Origin of the sequence: Glutamicibacter endophyticus, from assembly GCF_048457885.1 — a bacterium.
Lineage (GTDB): Bacteria > Actinomycetota > Actinomycetes > Actinomycetales > Micrococcaceae > Glutamicibacter > Glutamicibacter endophyticus.
In genome coordinates this window covers 574941-590914 of the sequence record NZ_CP174200.1, presented here as the reverse complement: position 1 = coordinate 590914, position 15974 = coordinate 574941, and the positions used below count along the sequence as shown (strand labels likewise).

Genomic DNA, 15974 nt, shown 5'->3' with positions numbered 1-15974 from the left:
TGCCTTTTTCTACAAGTCGTAGAAAACTAGGATCATGAGATACACACATGCCAGCGACGAACCGGTCCTCGTTCTCTCCGAGGAACAGTCTTGGGAACTTCTAAGCCACACCTCCCATGGACGGTTGGCGACAAGTGCCGCGGGATTTATCGACATCGTCCCGGTCAACTATGTCGTCAAGGAGCGCGTTCTCTACCTGCGCACCGCCCCGGGAAACAAGCTTGCGGCGCTGAATATCAACGACTCAGTGGCTTTCGAGGCCGATGGCATCCTCTCCGACGAGGCTTGGTCCGTAGTGGTCCGTGGCCGCGCCGAAATTCTCGAGCACGAGGCCGACGTCAACGAAGCCCGTTCCAGCGGTGTAAGCCCCTGGATTCCTACCTTGAAGGAAGTATGGGTGCGTATCACCGTGGCCGAAATTCACGGCAGGCATTTCCAGCTTGGTGCCCAGCCAGAGATGGACGTCTAAGCTCCGCTACGCGCTAGGCCCGCAAATAAACGGTGGTGCTGTGCGTGAAAAATTCACGCGCCGCCCGCCCTTGCTCCTTCGGACCGTAACCCGAGGACTTTGCGCCACCAAAGGGCACGTGCACCTCGGCACCTGCCGATTCGGAATTCACATGCAAGATTCCGACATCGACCGAGCGTTGCGCACGCAATGCCGCCCCGAGGTCTTTGGTGAAGAGGGCAAGGCTCAAGCCATATTCACCGTCGTTGGCCGCCGCGAAGGCCTGCGCCTCACCATCCACGCGCACGATCGTGAGCACCGGGGCAAAGAACTCCTCATTCCATGCCGGATTCGCACGGCCCACGGCATCATTCGTCACTTCCAACAGCGTCGGAGGCAAAAAGTTCTTCCCCGCAGGTGCCGTCCCGTGGAACACTTCGGTGGCTCCGGAGGCCAACGCACGGGCGAGGCGGTCCCGCGCCGAACATGCCGCACGCTCATCGACCAACGGGCCCATGTGCACGTCCGCGGCCAGCGGATCCCCGGTAACCCATGTCTCGAGGCGGTCACAGAGGCGTTCAATCAACTCGTCGGCTACTCGGTGATCGACGATGAGGCGCGACGTTGCCGTACATTTTTGGCCGGCGGAACGAAAGGCGCCCAAGAGCACCTGCTCGCAGGCCATCTCGAGGTCGGCATCCGCGAGCACGACGGCCGCGTTTTTCCCACCCATTTCTGCTTGCACCGGAATTCCACGCGCCGCGCCCGCGGCACAGAGCTGGCGCCCCACCTCGGTGGATCCGGTAAAGCTGACGCCCCGTAGTCGCGGATGCGCCATTAGCTCGTCGCCCAGGGAGCCGGGACCCAACACCATATTCAGCACTCCGTGCGGCAAACCAGCGGCTTCGAGAGCCTGTACCAGTCGGGTAGCCAGCAGCGGCACGGCACTCGCCGGCTTGAACACGACGGTATTGCCGTAGATGAGCGCCGGAGCGATCTTCCAGGCGGGGATGGCGATGGGAAAATTGAACGGGGTAATTACTGCAACTACTCCCAGTGGGCGATATCCGACAATAATTTGCTCATTGGCTCGCGGGGAGTGATAGATGCTTCCCGCCTCACGTTGCGCCTCGCCCGCCACATAGTTCAAGACCTGTGCCGCCCGATGTACCTCGGCAATGCCTTCGGCAATGGTTTTCCCCTCTTCCACGGCGAGTTCCGCACCCAGCGCGTCAGCTTGTCCGGTGAGTTGATCCGCCGCTCGCAACAGATAGGTGGCCCGCTCCGCCATGGGCAGCGCCGCCCAGCTTCCCGCGGCCTTTCCGGCCGCGGCAAACGCCGCATCGATCTGCTGGGTATCGGCCGAGCGGCCCACGGCAAGGACCCGGTCCGGGTCGACGGCCGAGCGGCACTCAATGACAGGCCCCGATCCGTGGAGCCAACGCCCATCAAGGTAATGACGCAGCTCTGTTGCGGACGGCGAGGTGCTCATGGTCGTGTTCCTTCCTCTAACGGCCTAGCGAAAGGCCGGGACACCGGTGAGTCGTTGCCCCAGGATTAGGGTGTGCACCTCATCGGTGCCTTCGTAGGTGCGAACCGACTCCAAGTTGTTGGCATGACGCAGCGGCGAGTAGTCCATGGTGATGCCGTTTCCACCCAAAATGGTGCGGGCCTCCCGGCAGACCTCAATGGCTTCCCGGCAGTTATTGAGTTTGCCGACAGATATTTGGTGCAGGTCCAGAGTCCCAGCATCCTTTTGTCGCCCGATGTGCACGGCCAGCAAGAATCCTTTATTGATCTCCAGGGCCATATCCACGAGCTTCTGCTGGGTCAGCTGGTATCCGGCCAACGGCTTATCGAACTGCAAACGTTGCTGCGCGTAGGCCAAAGCATCCTCAAATGCGTCGCGGGCAGCCCCCATGGATCCCCAAATGATGCCGTAGCGCGCCTCGTTGAGGCAGCTGAAGGGACCCTTGAGTCCGGTCACATCCGGCAGTACCGCGTCGGCGGGTAGCCGCACCTCGGTCAGTTCGATGTCACATTGGATCGAGGCACGCATGGAGAGCTTCGGCTCAATGGGTGTGGCGCTAAATCCCTGAGTTTCGGTGGGTACCAAGAATCCCCGCACCCCTTGCTCGGTCTGCGCCCAGATGACCGCAACGTCGGCAAGCGTCGCCAAACCGATCCATCGTTTGGCTCCGTTGAGCACCCAATCCGAGCCGTCGCGGCGCGCAAAGGTCTTCATGCTCGAGGGATCTGAGCCAGCGGTCGGCTCGGTCAACCCGAAACAGCCGATCGCTTCACCGGCGGCCATGGCTGGCAGCCAGCGTGACTTCTGCTCTTCTGATCCATGCTTATGGATCGCGCTCATGGCCAGTGAGCCCTGCACGGAGACGAAGGTCCTGAGACCCGAATCCCCCGCTTCGAGCTCCGCTGCAGCCAGCCCGTACTCAACCGCCGTTCGCCCGGCGCAACCATGTCCGTCCAGGTGCATGCCTAGGACTCCAAGAGAGCCCAGCTCAGGAACGATTTCGCGGGGAAAGTAGGCCTTCTCGTACCAGGCGGCAATATTCGGCTTGATGTGCTCCGTGACGAATTCACGCACCGTGGCCCGCCAGCTCAGCTCCTGTTCGGTGAGCAACGAATCGAGATTAATCAGGTCCGAGGGGTCCAGCAGTTGTTCGGTCACGGTTCTGGCTCCTTTGTCAGGTTCGGCGAGGCTACCTCTCTAACTTATGACCTCAAGCACATGAGAACATTAGACACATTGACCTAAAACCTGGAACGAATCGGACACTCTCACCATGATCACCTTGCGGCAACTGGGCGAAGCCCTAGGCGATTCCCTTGAACCGTTGAGCCCGGAGAGCTATTCAGCTAGCGAAATCGGCGGCGTGCATATTTCCGAACTTGCCGATCCCACCGACTACTTAGATGGTGGAGAGCTGCTGCTCACCACTGGATTACTCATGGCCAGTGGTCAGCTAAGCCCCGGGCCCTACGTTCAACGCCTGAAGGACCACGGTGTGGCCGCCTTAGGGCTGGGACTAGGCCCGAGCCTTCGTGAAGTACCCACGGCGTTGCTCGAGGCATGCCAGAAGTACGAACTCGATCTCGTGCTCATTCCGGAACAAGCCGCGTTCCAAGAAGTAACCCGCCGATTCTGGTCGTTATCAATGGCCGGCTCAAGCGAGGGAATTTCCGGACTGGTGGGCACCCAAACCGCCTTGGCCCGCGCCGCCATACGCCCCGATGCCGGATTAGCCGTACTGAAGGCGCTGGCCCAAGCATTGGGCGGCTGGGCCGCCTACCTTTCCGACGAGAACGGTCGTGACCTGGTCTGGCCCGAGACCGCACAGGGTTACCTGCCAACCTTGCGCGCCGAAGCACAGCGGCTCAGCCGCAACGCCGCGCCATCGGCGGCGACCTTCCAGTTGCAGAACCATCCGGCGGTGCTCTATCCAATTCACCTAGGCGCTAAGGTGCATGGCGTACTCGGCATCGGCCCCGGTCGCCGCCTGACTCCCGCGGATCGCCAGGTGCTCCTGACGGTAACGGTGCTGCTCACCCTGCGAGCGCGCAACCATGAACAGCAGGTTCAAACTCACGCCACGTTGGCAGCCGCCGCAGCAAAACTAGTGGTCAACGGCCACCTGGAGGCGGCTCGCTTGCTTGCGGCGGACGCCGGTCTGGGGGATATTCCCGCCCGCGTGGCAATCCTCGGGGTCCGCGGCGCACCAACAGAGCTATCCCCCGCCGAGCTTGGGGGCATACTCGAGACGCTGCCGGCCTGCGACCAACTGCACTTCACGCAGGCCTTGGCCGCGGGTGCGCCATACTTTGGCACCGACGATGCCGCCTATTACGTTCTGGACGAATCCCTACTCACCGTGTCCGCCACCACCGACGGAGCAGACACCAGCCCGAATACTTCGCCACCCGACGCCGGTTCCATTCCGCTGGGCGGTGCCGGCATTACGGCGATGCTCGCCACTGGATGCGATGCAAGCAACGTGGCGGAGAAGTTCGCGACTCTCGCGGCCGACCTAGTTCACGTACCGGCCGGCTGCGTGCATCTGCTGGCCGCGTCCTCGCAGGCCCAGGCGGATGCGTGGGTGCTCACCTTATCCAGCTATCAGCGTGCAGATCTGCTCGGAGCGGTGACCGGGTATCTGCGTTGTCGAGGCGTGTGGGATCAAGCCGCTCGACATTTGGGTGTACACCGCAATACGCTGCGCTACCGCATTCAACTGGCCCAAAGCCTGCTGGAGGTTGACCTGGATGACCCCGATGTCGCCGCACATCTTTGGCTGGCGTTGGCCCGTCACCGCGAATCCGTTTAGCCTCGCCCCACGTCTTCGGTCTGCGCTGCGAGCCAGCTACGCACCGCCTGGTTGTGCTCTCCCAGCTTTGGTGGTGCCAAGCGCGGACTATCCAGTGGCGGTGACCAGGTGGCCGGATGGCGTACCTGACGACCGACGATCCCACCATCAGCGTCGAGGACATCCATGACAGGATCCAGCCCGAGCGAGTCTGCGAAGGCCAGACCTTCGGCGATATTCGCCACCTTGCCGGCAGGAACACCGACGGCGGTCAACCGGTGCTGCCAGTTTGCGGCGGTGTCGGATTGAAGCAGACCTTCCAAGAGGTCCACCAGTTCCCTGCGATGGGCAACGCGTTGCGTGTTGGTGGCAAATTTCGTGTCTAAGGCTAGCTCGGGGGCACCCAGTTCGGCGCAGAGCCGGGCAAATTGCCGGTCGTTGCCACATGCGACGGCCACCGGTCCATCGGCGGCGTCCAGAAGTTGATAGGGGACGATCGAGGGATGTTCGTTTCCCATCCGTTGCGCCACCGATTGGGCGCCGAGGTAGGCCTGCCCCTGGTTGACTAAGGCCCCCTGCAGACTCGAGAGCAGGTTCACCTCGATGTGGGTACCGCTTCCCGTTTGTTCTCGGTGACGCACCGCAGCGAGAATCGCGATCGTGGCGTCCTTCGCGGTGAGTACATCGACCAGCGCCACTCCAGCTTTCATCGGTTCCCCTTCCGGGGCACCGGTAATGGACATCAGCCCACCCAGCGCTTGGACAATGAAGTCATAGCCGGGGAGCTGCGCCCCGGCCGCCGACCCAAACCCGGTCACTGACGCGTAGATCAGCCCCGGATTCTGCTCACTAAGTTGGGTATAACCAAGCCCCAGTTTCTCCATACCGCCGGTGAGAAAATTCTCGACCAGAATGTCGGCTCGTAGCGCGAGATCACGGGCGATTGCAGCATCGGCGGGATCCTGAAGGTCAAGAGCGATGGACTGCTTGTTGCGATTGACCGATTCGAAGTAGGTCGCGCCCGTCGCGGAAAAGGGCGGTCCCCAGCTGCGCGTGTCGTCCCCGGTTTCCGGACGCTCCACCTTGATAACGGTAGCGCCCAGATCCGCAAGCGTCATCGTGCACAATGGTCCAGCCAGCACCCGCGAAAAATCCGCGACGACAAGCCCTTCAAGCGGCCGAATCCCGGTCATCTACACAGCCTTCCCACGTCAATGTGTTAATGCCACCCTACGTGCTCTCAGCTCCGGAGAGTTCGCGGCCCCGACCAACTTATTGTGCGAACTGTACGAAAACCGGTGGCTTACACCGACTGACGCAGGGGCACTTCCTTGATGAGCAGCACGCAGAGGATCGCAACGGCCGCCACCGCGGCCGAAGCCATGAAAACGGTGCCGGTTGCTTGACCATAAGCGTTCTCCACAATCAGCCGCACCGGCTCGGGCATGGCCGAAAGGTTCAACGAATCACCGCCACCGACCGGTATCCCGCCGACTCCTTGGCGGTTCAGGCCCGCGGCCACCAAATCTGTCACCCGGTCCGAGAGCATCGCGCCGAGTACCGCCACACCAGCGGATCCTCCCACCGAACGGAAGAAGGCCACCGAAGAACTGGCCGCACCGATATCGGTGACCTTTACGGTGTTCTGCACCGCCAACACGAGGTTCTGCAACATGAACCCCATCCCTACTCCGTTGAGGAACATGCCAACGGCCAACAGCGGATACGCGGTGTCCGCATTCATGCTGCCCAGCAGTCCGAGTCCCAGCACGTTGGTGACCGAACCGATCACCAGAAATACTTTCCAGCGACCGAAGCGGGAAATCAGCTGTCCGGAGGTCACCGAACCAGTAAAGTTTCCGACGATCATCGGCAGGGTCATGAGCCCGGCCAGCGTAGGGCTGGCTTCGCGGGCAATCTGGAAGTATTGACCGATAAAGGCACCGGAACCGAACATCCCCACGCCGATGGCGATTGAGGCCACAATGGCCAGCGCCGTGGTGCGAGTAACGATAATGTTCAACGGAATAATGGGCTCAATGGCTCGTCTCTCGACCAGCACGAAAAAGACCGCGAGGAACAACGCCCCAAACACCATGGTGTAGGTCTGCCACGAATTCCATCCGAAGGCTGTGGGTTTGCCAACGTAAGAAACCCAGATCAGCAACACGCTGACGGCGACGGTCAGCAAAATCGCACCTAACCAGTCAATATGCACTTTGCGTTTGAGGTGCTTGAGGTGCAACGTGCGATGAATAAGCCATATCGAGAACAAGCTAATAGGTACGCCAAAGAAGAAACACCACCGCCAGCCCAGCGGTGAATCGACCAATAGCCCGCCGAGGAGCGGACCGGTCGCTGTGGACACTGCCATCACTGCGCCGAAGTACCCCGAATAACGGCCTCGTTCGCGCGGCGCGATCACGGTGCCGATAACCGCCATTCCCATCGCGGTCAGCCCACCCATTCCAATGCCTTGGATGACACGGGCGGATAGCAGCATGGGAATGTTCATCGCGAACCCGGCCAGGACCGATCCGAGCACGAAAAGAAGAATGCCGCCTTGCAGGAGCTTTTTCTTATCGAAGAGGTCGGCCAGTTTCCCCCATATGGGAGTGGTCGCAGCGTTAGCCAACAGTGTGGTCGTCAGCACCCAGTTAAAGTCGGTCTGTGATCCGCCCAGCTCGTCCATGATCGTGGGAAGGGCAATAGAAACAATGGTCGTAGCCAGCATGGCCGCAAAAAACGAGGCCAGCACCCCGGCGATCGAACGCAAAACTTCGCGCTGATTCATTTGCGCCTTGTCCGCGGTGCGTTCAGTGCGATCGACCGGTTTCTCTGATGGGTTCATCTACGCCTGCTTCTCCTGGTCCGTCGTTCGTAGCCGATAGTCATCAATCGCCTCACGCAGCGCGTCGTTGAGCTCACCCAACGATTGCCCCAAAGCGTTCATCTGCTCCGCAGACCACTGAGGTAACGCGGCCGTCAAACGCTGGGCGCGGTGGGCTTCGCGCGTGGCCAGTGCGGTGCGACCGGCCTCAGTCGAAGCCAGGATGGCCCGACGCGCGTCATCGAAGCAGGTGTGTCGAGCGATCAGCCCGGCTCCTTCGAGCTCCGTCAAGTGGCGACTCACGGCTGCCGTCCCAATGCCCATGACGGAAGCTACGTCGGCTGCGTGGGTGGGTTCCTTCTTCGAGATCACGTGCAACACGTGAAAGGCCCCGTTGGACACGGCCTGAGCGGTGGTGTCTAGCTGCGCGAGCACGTGGAGCAAACGAGATCCACGGGATAATTCCTCGATCAGTCGTGCGGCCGAGCTGCGTGACTCCATTAGTTGAAACTCCCAACTGTTGACTAGGTCAACAGTATGGCGATTCGTTGACCTAGTCAACTAAATCGCCACCGGGCACCGGATAGGCTTATTGTCGTGAGCATTCCACCGAACGTCACGCCCGAATTCGCCGAACATCGTCGCCTCGATGCGCTACAGGCGGCTCGGGCCGCGGCCCTCGTGGTCAATCAGAACTTCCGGCTCGGCGTGCACGCCGATGAGAAAAGCAATCCGCACGACCTGGTGACCTCGGTCGATCGCCAGAGCCAAGAGATAATCACCGACCACTTGCTACGGAGCCTGCCCGGTTCGTGGGTTCTGGGCGAAGAAGGCGATGACAGCACGCAAAACCATGCCGCCGGTGCGGTGCAGTGGATTGTCGATCCCATCGACGGCACCAGCAATTTCGTCCATGGCGTGGCGTTCTTCGCAATCTCGATCGCTGCCGCAGTCGACGGTCAGCTCATCGCTGCGGCTATTGTGGATCCCATCTCGCAGGACGAATTCAGCGCAAACCTCGACACCGCATTCCTCAACGACCAGCCGCTTCACCCGAGCCCTCGCCCGGAGCAGACCAGGGCGAATCTCATGACGGACTACCCGGGAGCCGAATCCATCGGAGTCGACGGGACGCTCGCCTTGGAACTACTAGGACAGTGGATCGTTGATTTCGCCACCGTTCGACGCAAGGTGTGCGCCGCACTCTCCTTGGCCCATGTGGCCGCCGGTTGGTGCGATGCGGTGATCGGCTTCGACACCAAAATTTGGGATGTGGCCGCCGGAGCGCACCTAGTGACGGTCACCGGCGGTAGCTACCGTGGGTTGCGCTATGACGATACGAAGGGACCGGCCCACGCCGCCCCCGGCTTCATCGCCCAAGGACCGGGAGCTAACTATCCCTCGCTGGCGCGCGCGGCCGATCGCATCATCGCCGCACGACGCGACGCTCAATGAGCAGGTCGCATCACCCCAGCATCCGTCTGCGGGCACATCGCCTACGATAGTTCACACTTCGTCGCCAGCGGCCACGTGCTGCGCAGGCTCGGCCAACGCTAGGGCCCAGACTCGATATTCCTACCGGCGCAAGGAAAGAAATCTACGCCCACTCCGCAGACGATCCACAGCCCACCTACTGCGCCGACCTCGCAATAATCCCCCTGTGACCTCGGTATATTCGGTGGATCCGTCGCAACGGTCGAGCCTTCTTGGGCCTGAGGGCAATCTCTGGAGGTACCGAATGAACTCTTTACGTCCTGACGACGACAAGGTCGCTGGGCACCGGTGATTGGCCGTAGCGTCAGCACCCCTTGCACTTCGCGCAGATCGGCGTATCATCCGCGGTATGGCACCACTATTTCATCGGACCGCACACTCCGCCGTGCGGCACCATGGAGGCGGAGGGGTGATCCTCGGCGGCATCGGAGCAATTTTGCTCTTCGGTGTCTTCGCGGTGATGTTGGCTACCCGAGCCCTGGATTGGGAGCCAATGCTCATCGGAGTATCGATGGGTATTTCCGCCGTGCTCTTCGGCACGGTCTACCACTTCACGCACTAACGGCGAGAAGGTGAGCGCAACGCGGCCCGCCGCCAATGAGAAACAGGTTCTCACGGCAGCGGGCCACATCTTTGTCCCGAGACTTTAGCTCAGGTGGCGCTTAGTCCAAATGCGTCGGAGCAAACATCTTCAGTAGCGTTTCCACGACGATGACGTTCGGGCCGTCTGCGGCGAAGGATTCGCGCAGCGCGGGACCGATGTCTTCCGGGGCCACCTTACGGGCAGGCACCCCGAACGACTGGGCCAAGGCGACGAAGTCGGGGCGGGACAGCTCGGTTGCCGTCGCCTTACCGAAGGCGCCTTCCATGTACTCACGCAAGATCCCGTAACCGCCGTCATCGACGATCAGCCAAGTCACCGGCGCGTTGTGCTGTTTGGCAGTGGCCAGTTCCGCGATCGAGTACATCGACGACCCGTCGCCCGAGACCGCCAAGACGCGCGCGTCGCTGTGCGACGCGCCGGCGACCTCGAGGCCAATGGCACCGCCGATCGCCGAAGGGAATCCATAGCCAAGTCCACCGGCACCCTGAGCGGAGTGGAATTCACCCTCGCGCGAGTCCCAGCAGCTCCAACCCCAGTAGGCGGCAATGGTCATATCCCAGTAGGTCTGCATGGTCGATGGAACGGCTTCGCGGATGTCGGCCATGAACTTACGTTCCTTGGCCAGATCCTGCGCATCGAGGCGGCCCTTGACCTTATCCAGCGTGTTCGCGACCAATTCGGCCGCCGATTCCCCATGCCAGTCCACGGCCGCCTGATGCTCGGCATCCCGAAGCGCCTGAGCCAGGTACTCCAGTGCGGCGCGCGCATCGGCGCGGATACCCAAGGCCGGGGTATTCGACTCAAGCACCCGGGGTTCGGCGTCGATCTGGATCATCTTGCCGCGCGGGGTGAGGGTGAAGTAGTTACTGGTCACTTCGCCCAACGAGGAGCCGATGACGATGAGCGCATCGGCGTCCTCGAGCACCTCGGTCACGTAGCGGTCCTCTACCCAGGACTGCAGGGATAGCTCATGGTTCCACGGGAACGCGCCGTTGCCGCCGGGTGAGCACAGCACCGGGGCCTGTAGCAGTTCGGCGACCTCGAGCAACGCCTGCTTGGCCCCTGCACGGCGCACGCCGCCACCGGCAACGACGGCCGGGCGTTTGGCCTCGGCGAGCCAGCGTACGGCCTCGGCCACGAGCTCCACCCGCGGCGGATGCTCATAGGCCTCGGCTAGCGCATCGCGCACCGGTGGCACCATAACCGGTGCCAACAGCACATCCTGTGGAACCTCGACCCACACTGGGCCCATGGGTACCGTAATGGCATCCGCCCACGCATCCTGGATGGCCGAGGGAATACCCGAGGCGTGGTGCACGGTGCGCTGCGACTTGGTGACGTTCGCGGCCGAAGCCTTCTGGTCATCCAGCTGGTGCAGCATCCCCTTGCGGCGGGCGCCGAGTCCATCCAATGGGATCTGGCTGGCGACCACGACCATGGGCACACCGGTGGCGTAGGCTTCCTGCAAACCGGCCAATGAGGTCAAGGCGCCGGGACCGGTGGAGAGGAAGAGTACGCCCACTTCCCCGGTCGCTCGTGAATAGCCGTCGGCGGCGAAGGCCGAGTTGTTTTCCACGCGCGAGGAAATGAACTGCAGCTCGGAACGCGAGAGCGCGTCAAAGAGCCCCAGGGCATGCTGCCCGGGAATGCCAAAGACGGTCTTGGCGCCGAGTGCCGACAGTGTTTCGACGACGAGGTCGCCGCCGTTGCGCTGTGCCATAACCGCTACCGCTTGTTCTTGCCGTTGTTCTGACGGAACTCGCTGATCAGGGAGATCAGGTCGTAGGTGACGTGCGAGGCGGCCACACCGGTCAGTTCGGCGTGGTCATAGGCCGGGGCAACTTCAACGATGTCGGCGCCGACCACATTCATGCCGCGCAGGCCGCGCAGGATTTCGAGCAGCTCACGGCTGGTGATGCCGCCAGCTTCCGGGGTGCCGGTGCCCGGTGCGTGGGCCGGATCCAAGACGTCGATGTCGATGGAAATGTACAGCGGGCGGTTGCCAATGCGATCGCGCAGCTTGTCGACGATTTCGCGCACGCCCTGGTAGTAGACATCCGAGCTGGTCACGATACCGAAGCCGAAACGCTTGTCGTCTTCGAGATCCTTCTTGCCGTAGAGCGGACCGCGGGTACCCACGTGGCTGATCGCCTCGGTATCCAGGATGCCTTCTTCGACGGCGCGGCGGAACGGGGTGCCGTGGGTGTATTCGGCACCGAAGTAGGTGTCCCAGGTGTCGAGGTGGGCATCGAAGTGCAGCATGGCGACCGGCTGGCCGGCACGCTCGGTGGCCGCACGCAACAGCGGCAAGGCGATGGTGTGGTCGCCACCGATGGTGACCAGCGAGGAGCCATCGGCGGTCAGGTCCAGGGCGTTCTGCTGGATGGTTTCGATGGCTTCATTGATGTTGAAGGGGTTGACCGACATGTCGCCGGCATCCGCGACCTGGCTCAACGCGAACGGGGAAACGTCGGTGGCCGGGTTGTATGGGCGGATCAAACGCGAGGCTTCGCGCACGTGGTTGGCGCCGAAGCGGGCTCCGGGGCGGTAGGAGACGCCGGAGTCGAAGGGTACGCCGACGATCTTTACGTCGGCCTGCTTTACCTGGTCCAAACGTGGCAGGCGGGCGTAGGTTCCCAGGCCGGCGTAGCGCGGGGTGAGCGCGGCGTTGATTGGGCCAAGGTTGCCGTTGTCTTCGATGCGAATTTCTTCCATGGCGAAGATCCTTTCACTGTCGATCTGACACTCCACGGTGAGTTGTCAAATATGAAACGTAGGTTTTCTACCATGCTATTTAGAGGGCAGGGTCACGTCAAGGCTACGCCGCCAAGACATGAAAAAACCCGGGCGAACCCGGGTTAATTTTTAGCCGTCGACTCGGCCATCTGCGGCACTCACAGGGGGCCGAGCCCCGCGGACCAACGCCCTGTCGACCTCATGGATCCCTATGCCAAAGGCCAGGGACACCGCCAGAGATTTAATCATCAGTTGCTCCAGCGAGTACGCCACCCAGACCAGTTGCACCGGTCCGGCCAGCACGAGAATGAACATGCTCCAGAGCAGATACATCGCGGAGGTATGTGCCCCAAAGAGCTGCGGGTACCGCGCCCTGCGGCGCACCGTAGCCACTCCGAGGGCGATAATCACGACGGCCAAAATAGCCGCCCCGATAATGAAGAAGTTTCGTTGCGTGCGCAGGAATGTGAAGGTCACGCCAACCAACAGGCCGGTGAATAACGCCAACCCCCAGCCAATACTCTTCGGGGTCGAGTTGGATTTATCCTTGCTCACGCATTCCTCCCTCCCGCGCCGCTACTTTTCCTCCGCCGTAGTCAACACAGAGGACACCGACTTTAAGAATACGCGGTCAGCGGAGGCTAGAGCACCATTGTCCAGGTGACCACGCAGGGCTCATCGATGGGATTGATCCAGCTATGCGGTTCGCGGCCCGGGAAGGTGACGGTGTCTCCGGCGCTGAGCTCAATGCGTCGCTCCGGAAGAATGAGGATGAACTTTCCCGAGTGCACATGCAGAATCTCGACCTGACAATCCATCGAGTACAGATCGTCCTCGCCGGCTCCGTGTGGAGCGATCTCCGCACGGATAACCTGGACTCGTTTTTCGGTTCCCGGCGTAATCAACTGCTCGGTAATGCCCTCGCCGCCCAAGGAAATTCGCGGAGCATCGGCCAGCCGAATGATCTGCGTCTCGGGCACGCTGAACAGCTCCCCGACCTCGATACCCAACACCTCGCACAGCGAAAGCAACGTAGCGACCGACGGGCTGGTGAGATCGCGTTCGACGCGCGAAAGAAAGCCCTTGGTCAGGCCCGTCATTTCGCCAACCTGCTCAATGGTCAGGCGACGAGCCTGACGTGCGACTCGCAGTCGGGATCCAATATTGATGGCCGAGCCACTCGGCTCAACCGGCAACGCCTTCATTCGGGCAGTTCCCCTTTCCTCGGGTGGGTGCCCCAGGTTCAATCCAACGTAATTTTCGCCGGAAGGGGTTACATGCCCACGCATCGTAAACTACCATTCGTTTACCAATAGAAATATTTTGTTTCCGCAATCATCCACGCGGAGACACACTCGCACTCGTAAGTTAGGGACCATGATGGAAATCGTCAATGGCGCCATCGTCATCATTTATCTCCTAGGGATGCTCGCCTTCGGCTGGTGGGGCAAGACCCGCACGCACTCCAATTCGGACTTCCTCGTCGCGGGCCGTCGACTCGGCCCCGTGCTCTACACCGGCACCATGTCAGCCCTCGTGCTCGGGGGCGCCTCCACCGTCGGCGGCGTCGGACTCGGTTACAAATTTGGCCTCTCCGGTGCCTGGCTCGTTGCGGCCATCGGTATCGGCGTGGCCGCCCTATCGCTTTTCTTCGCGCCAAAAATCCAGCGTTTGAAGATCTTTACCGTTTCGCAGATGCTGAGCCTGCGTTATGGCTCGAAGACGGCCACGAACGGCTCTGGCGTGGTGATGCTCGGCTACACGCTGATGCTGGCCGCTACCTCCACCGGCGCCTACGCCACGGTCTTCACCGTCATTTTCGGTTGGGACCGCTGGCTGGCGATCCTCATCGGCGGCGCCATTGTGCTGATTTACTCCACCATTGGCGGCATGTGGTCGATTACCCTGGCTGATCAGGTCCAGTTCTTCATCACCACCGTTGGTGTCTTTGCCCTGATGTTGCCCTTCACGCTGTCGTCGGCCGGCGGACTTTCAGCTATTCGCGACCGCCTCGAAGCCGAGTTCTTCACCTGGGACGGCATTGGCACCCAGACCATCATCACCTACTTCGTCGTCTATGGCCTTGGCATGTTGATCGGCCAGGACATCTGGCAGCGCGTCTTCACCGCCCGTACCGACAAGGTCGCCCAATGGGGTGGGCTGACCTCCGGAATCTACTGCATCATCTACGGCGTCGCCGGCGCGATGGTGGGTATGGGCGCTCGTGTGGCGCTACCGGGACTGGCCGAAACCGCGAAGGACAACCCGGACGTTGTCTTCGGTACCGTGGCCAGCGACCTGCTGCCCATCGGTCTGGGCGGCATCGTGCTGGCCGCCGCCTTGGCTGCCATGATGTCCACCGCCTCCGGCGCCCTGATTGCCTCGGCAACCGTTGCTCGCAACGACGTGTTGCCTGTCGTGGCCAACCTATTCGGTCGCACGGTGCAGGTGGATCACGAGAGCAACCCGGAAGAAGACGTGAAGTCCAACCGTTACTGGGTGCTGGGGCTCGGCGTGCTGATCATGTTGCTGGCCATCGTCTTTACCGACGTGGTGGCCGCGTTGACCATTGCCTACGACATCCTCGTCGGCGGTCTACTGGTCTCGATCCTCGGCGGACTGATCTGGCGCCGCGGCACCGGAATCGGTGCGGCCTCCTCCATGGCCGCCGGGGCACTGGTGACCCTTGGCACCATGATCTACCTCGAGATTCAGGCCGAAGCGCCCTTCGCAGGCGTGTACGCCAACGAACCGATCTACTACGGCCTGGCCATTTCCGCCATCGTTTACGTGGTCGTTTCCTTGGCCACCAAGCCGACCGATGACTCGGTTCTCGCACACTGGAGCGAACGCTTGTCCGGTCGCTCGACCGAGGAAGGCGTGCGCCGCAGCTAGCCGGGGCACCCGCTGACCGGCAGGGGGCCGCGAACCACTTGGTTCGCGGCCCCTGTTCTTTTGCTGGAGATCTTCCTAGGCTGTGGACCATGAGTCTTAGTCAGGATCCAGGCGCGCAGCGCGTTCGAGAGTACCTCAACGAGGCGCGAGAAGCAGTGTTATGGAAATGCGCCGACCTGTCGGAGGCCCACGCCCGGCAGGAAATGACCGCCACCGGAAGTAGCATCATCGGGATCGTGCATCATTTGACGGCAACGGAGTACGCCTACTTCGGCGAATGCCTGGGCAGAACTCCGCAGGACGAACACATGCGTCAGGTGCTGGCCAGCGACGACCCACAGGCAGAATTCACCGTCCCAAAGGAGCTGACCCTGCGCGAGGTCTGCGAAAGCTACCGCCGCGCCATCGCTTTCGCCGAAGCCGCCTGCGACGAGCTCGAGCCCACCACCGCGGCCGAAGTAACCTGGTGGGTCACACACCGGCACACCAATCTGGCCCGCCTCGTCACTCACATGTTCGGCGAAACAGCCCGCCATGCCGGTCATATCGACATCTTGCGAGAACAGCTCGACGGCTTCGCCGGACTGTACGCCCATGCCCCGAATCTGCCGTAACAGAATTCGGTAGGCCACGCCGTACGGTAAT

15 protein-coding genes are annotated in these 15974 nt (G+C 61.7%); 6 read left to right on the top strand and 9 right to left on the bottom strand.

The window, feature by feature from the left end:
- Nucleotides 1-34: 34 nt before the first annotated feature.
- Nucleotides 35-469, top strand: coding sequence for a pyridoxamine 5'-phosphate oxidase family protein (locus tag ACJD00_RS02880; protein WP_418908395.1), 435 nt, complete (start codon nt 35-37; stop codon nt 467-469).
- A 13-nt stretch (nt 470-482) separates the two neighbouring features.
- On the opposite strand, the gene ACJD00_RS02875 is transcribed toward ACJD00_RS02880, so the two are convergent.
- Together ACJD00_RS02875 and ACJD00_RS02870 are read right to left on the bottom strand one after the other, a co-directional pair.
- Entirely contained in the window at nt 483-1940 is a 1458-nt protein-coding gene (locus tag ACJD00_RS02875) for an aldehyde dehydrogenase family protein (RefSeq protein WP_418908394.1), read from the bottom strand.
- A gap of 24 nt (nt 1941-1964) precedes the next feature.
- Nucleotides 1965-3137: an acyl-CoA dehydrogenase family protein gene (locus tag ACJD00_RS02870; protein WP_418908393.1), complete on the bottom strand. Its 1173-nt coding sequence runs from the start codon at nt 3135-3137 to the stop codon at nt 1965-1967.
- 115 nt (nt 3138-3252) lie between these two features.
- Here ACJD00_RS02870 and ACJD00_RS02865 point away from each other — a divergent pair, with 115 nt between their 5' ends.
- Nucleotides 3253-4791 carry a PucR family transcriptional regulator ligand-binding domain-containing protein gene (locus ACJD00_RS02865; protein ID WP_418908392.1) on the top strand — a complete coding sequence of 513 codons (1539 nt, stop codon included), beginning with the start codon at nt 3253-3255 and terminating at the stop codon, nt 4789-4791.
- On the opposite strand, the gene ACJD00_RS02860 is transcribed toward ACJD00_RS02865, so the two are convergent.
- From ACJD00_RS02860 to ACJD00_RS02850, 3 genes are all read right to left on the bottom strand, one after another.
- Nucleotides 4788-5963 carry a CaiB/BaiF CoA transferase family protein gene (locus ACJD00_RS02860; protein ID WP_418908391.1) on the bottom strand — a complete coding sequence of 392 codons (1176 nt, stop codon included), beginning with the start codon at nt 5961-5963 and terminating at the stop codon, nt 4788-4790. The genes ACJD00_RS02865 and ACJD00_RS02860 overlap by 4 nt on opposite strands.
- Nucleotides 5964-6073: 110 nt before the next feature.
- On the bottom strand, nt 6074-7621 hold the full coding sequence (locus tag ACJD00_RS02855; protein WP_418908390.1) for an MFS transporter: 1548 nt from the start codon (nt 7619-7621) through the stop codon (nt 6074-6076).
- Complete coding sequence (locus tag ACJD00_RS02850) at nt 7622-8101, bottom strand: MarR family winged helix-turn-helix transcriptional regulator (protein WP_418908389.1); 480 nt, start codon at nt 8099-8101, stop codon at nt 7622-7624.
- Nucleotides 8102-8197: 96 nt separating this feature from the next.
- Between ACJD00_RS02850 and ACJD00_RS02845 the strand changes: the two genes are divergently transcribed.
- Together ACJD00_RS02845 and ACJD00_RS02840 are read left to right on the top strand one after the other, a co-directional pair.
- Nucleotides 8198-9055, top strand: coding sequence for an inositol monophosphatase family protein (locus tag ACJD00_RS02845; protein ID WP_418908388.1), 858 nt, complete (start codon nt 8198-8200; stop codon nt 9053-9055).
- A 388-nt stretch (nt 9056-9443) separates the two neighbouring features.
- A complete protein-coding gene (locus ACJD00_RS02840) occupies nt 9444-9656 on the top strand; it encodes a hypothetical protein (protein ID WP_309408810.1) in 213 nt (70 codons plus the stop codon).
- A 100-nt stretch (nt 9657-9756) separates the two neighbouring features.
- On the opposite strand, the gene ACJD00_RS02835 is transcribed toward ACJD00_RS02840, so the two are convergent.
- The 4 genes from ACJD00_RS02835 to ACJD00_RS02820 form a co-directional block, all read right to left on the bottom strand.
- A complete protein-coding gene (locus ACJD00_RS02835; RefSeq protein ID WP_418908387.1) occupies nt 9757-11418 on the bottom strand; it encodes a thiamine pyrophosphate-binding protein in 1662 nt (553 codons plus the stop codon).
- Between the two features lie 5 nt (nt 11419-11423).
- Nucleotides 11424-12413, bottom strand: coding sequence for an agmatinase (gene speB, locus ACJD00_RS02830; protein ID WP_309408814.1), 990 nt, complete (start codon nt 12411-12413; stop codon nt 11424-11426).
- Between the two features lie 150 nt (nt 12414-12563).
- A complete protein-coding gene (locus ACJD00_RS02825; protein WP_418908386.1) occupies nt 12564-12989 on the bottom strand; it encodes a hypothetical protein in 426 nt (141 codons plus the stop codon).
- Nucleotides 12990-13075: 86 nt separating this feature from the next.
- On the bottom strand, nt 13076-13639 hold the full coding sequence (locus ACJD00_RS02820) for a helix-turn-helix domain-containing protein (RefSeq protein ID WP_309408817.1): 564 nt from the start codon (nt 13637-13639) through the stop codon (nt 13076-13078).
- A gap of 175 nt (nt 13640-13814) precedes the next feature.
- Here ACJD00_RS02820 and ACJD00_RS02815 point away from each other — a divergent pair, with 175 nt between their 5' ends.
- Both ACJD00_RS02815 and ACJD00_RS02810 read left to right on the top strand, forming a co-directional pair.
- A complete protein-coding gene (locus ACJD00_RS02815; protein WP_418909291.1) occupies nt 13815-15329 on the top strand; it encodes a sodium:solute symporter in 1515 nt (504 codons plus the stop codon).
- 89 nt (nt 15330-15418) lie between these two features.
- Nucleotides 15419-15943 carry a DinB family protein gene (locus ACJD00_RS02810; RefSeq protein ID WP_418908385.1) on the top strand — a complete coding sequence of 175 codons (525 nt, stop codon included), beginning with the start codon at nt 15419-15421 and terminating at the stop codon, nt 15941-15943.
- The last annotated feature ends 31 nt before the right edge of the window (nt 15944-15974 follow it).

Coding starts and splice junctions, on each gene's coding strand:
- ACJD00_RS02865 (WP_418908392.1), top strand. CDS start 3,253: ATGATCACCTTGCGGCAACTGGGCGAAGCCCTAGGCGATTCCCTTGAA.
- ACJD00_RS02840 (WP_309408810.1), top strand. CDS start 9,444: ATGGCACCACTATTTCATCGGACCGCACACTCCGCCGTGCGGCACCAT.
- ACJD00_RS02880 (WP_418908395.1), top strand. CDS start 35: ATGAGATACACACATGCCAGCGACGAACCGGTCCTCGTTCTCTCCGAG.
- ACJD00_RS02835 (WP_418908387.1), bottom strand. CDS start 11,418: ATGGCACAGCGCAACGGCGGCGACCTCGTCGTCGAAACACTGTCGGCA.
- ACJD00_RS02860 (WP_418908391.1), bottom strand. CDS start 5,963: ATGACCGGGATTCGGCCGCTTGAAGGGCTTGTCGTCGCGGATTTTTCG.
- ACJD00_RS02855 (WP_418908390.1), bottom strand. CDS start 7,621: ATGAACCCATCAGAGAAACCGGTCGATCGCACTGAACGCACCGCGGAC.
- ACJD00_RS02875 (WP_418908394.1), bottom strand. CDS start 1,940: ATGAGCACCTCGCCGTCCGCAACAGAGCTGCGTCATTACCTTGATGGG.
- ACJD00_RS02815 (WP_418909291.1), top strand. CDS start 13,815: ATGGAAATCGTCAATGGCGCCATCGTCATCATTTATCTCCTAGGGATG.
- ACJD00_RS02810 (WP_418908385.1), top strand. CDS start 15,419: ATGAGTCTTAGTCAGGATCCAGGCGCGCAGCGCGTTCGAGAGTACCTC.
- ACJD00_RS02820 (WP_309408817.1), bottom strand. CDS start 13,639: ATGAAGGCGTTGCCGGTTGAGCCGAGTGGCTCGGCCATCAATATTGGA.
- speB (WP_309408814.1), bottom strand. CDS start 12,413: ATGGAAGAAATTCGCATCGAAGACAACGGCAACCTTGGCCCAATCAAC.
- ACJD00_RS02850 (WP_418908389.1), bottom strand. CDS start 8,101: ATGGAGTCACGCAGCTCGGCCGCACGACTGATCGAGGAATTATCCCGT.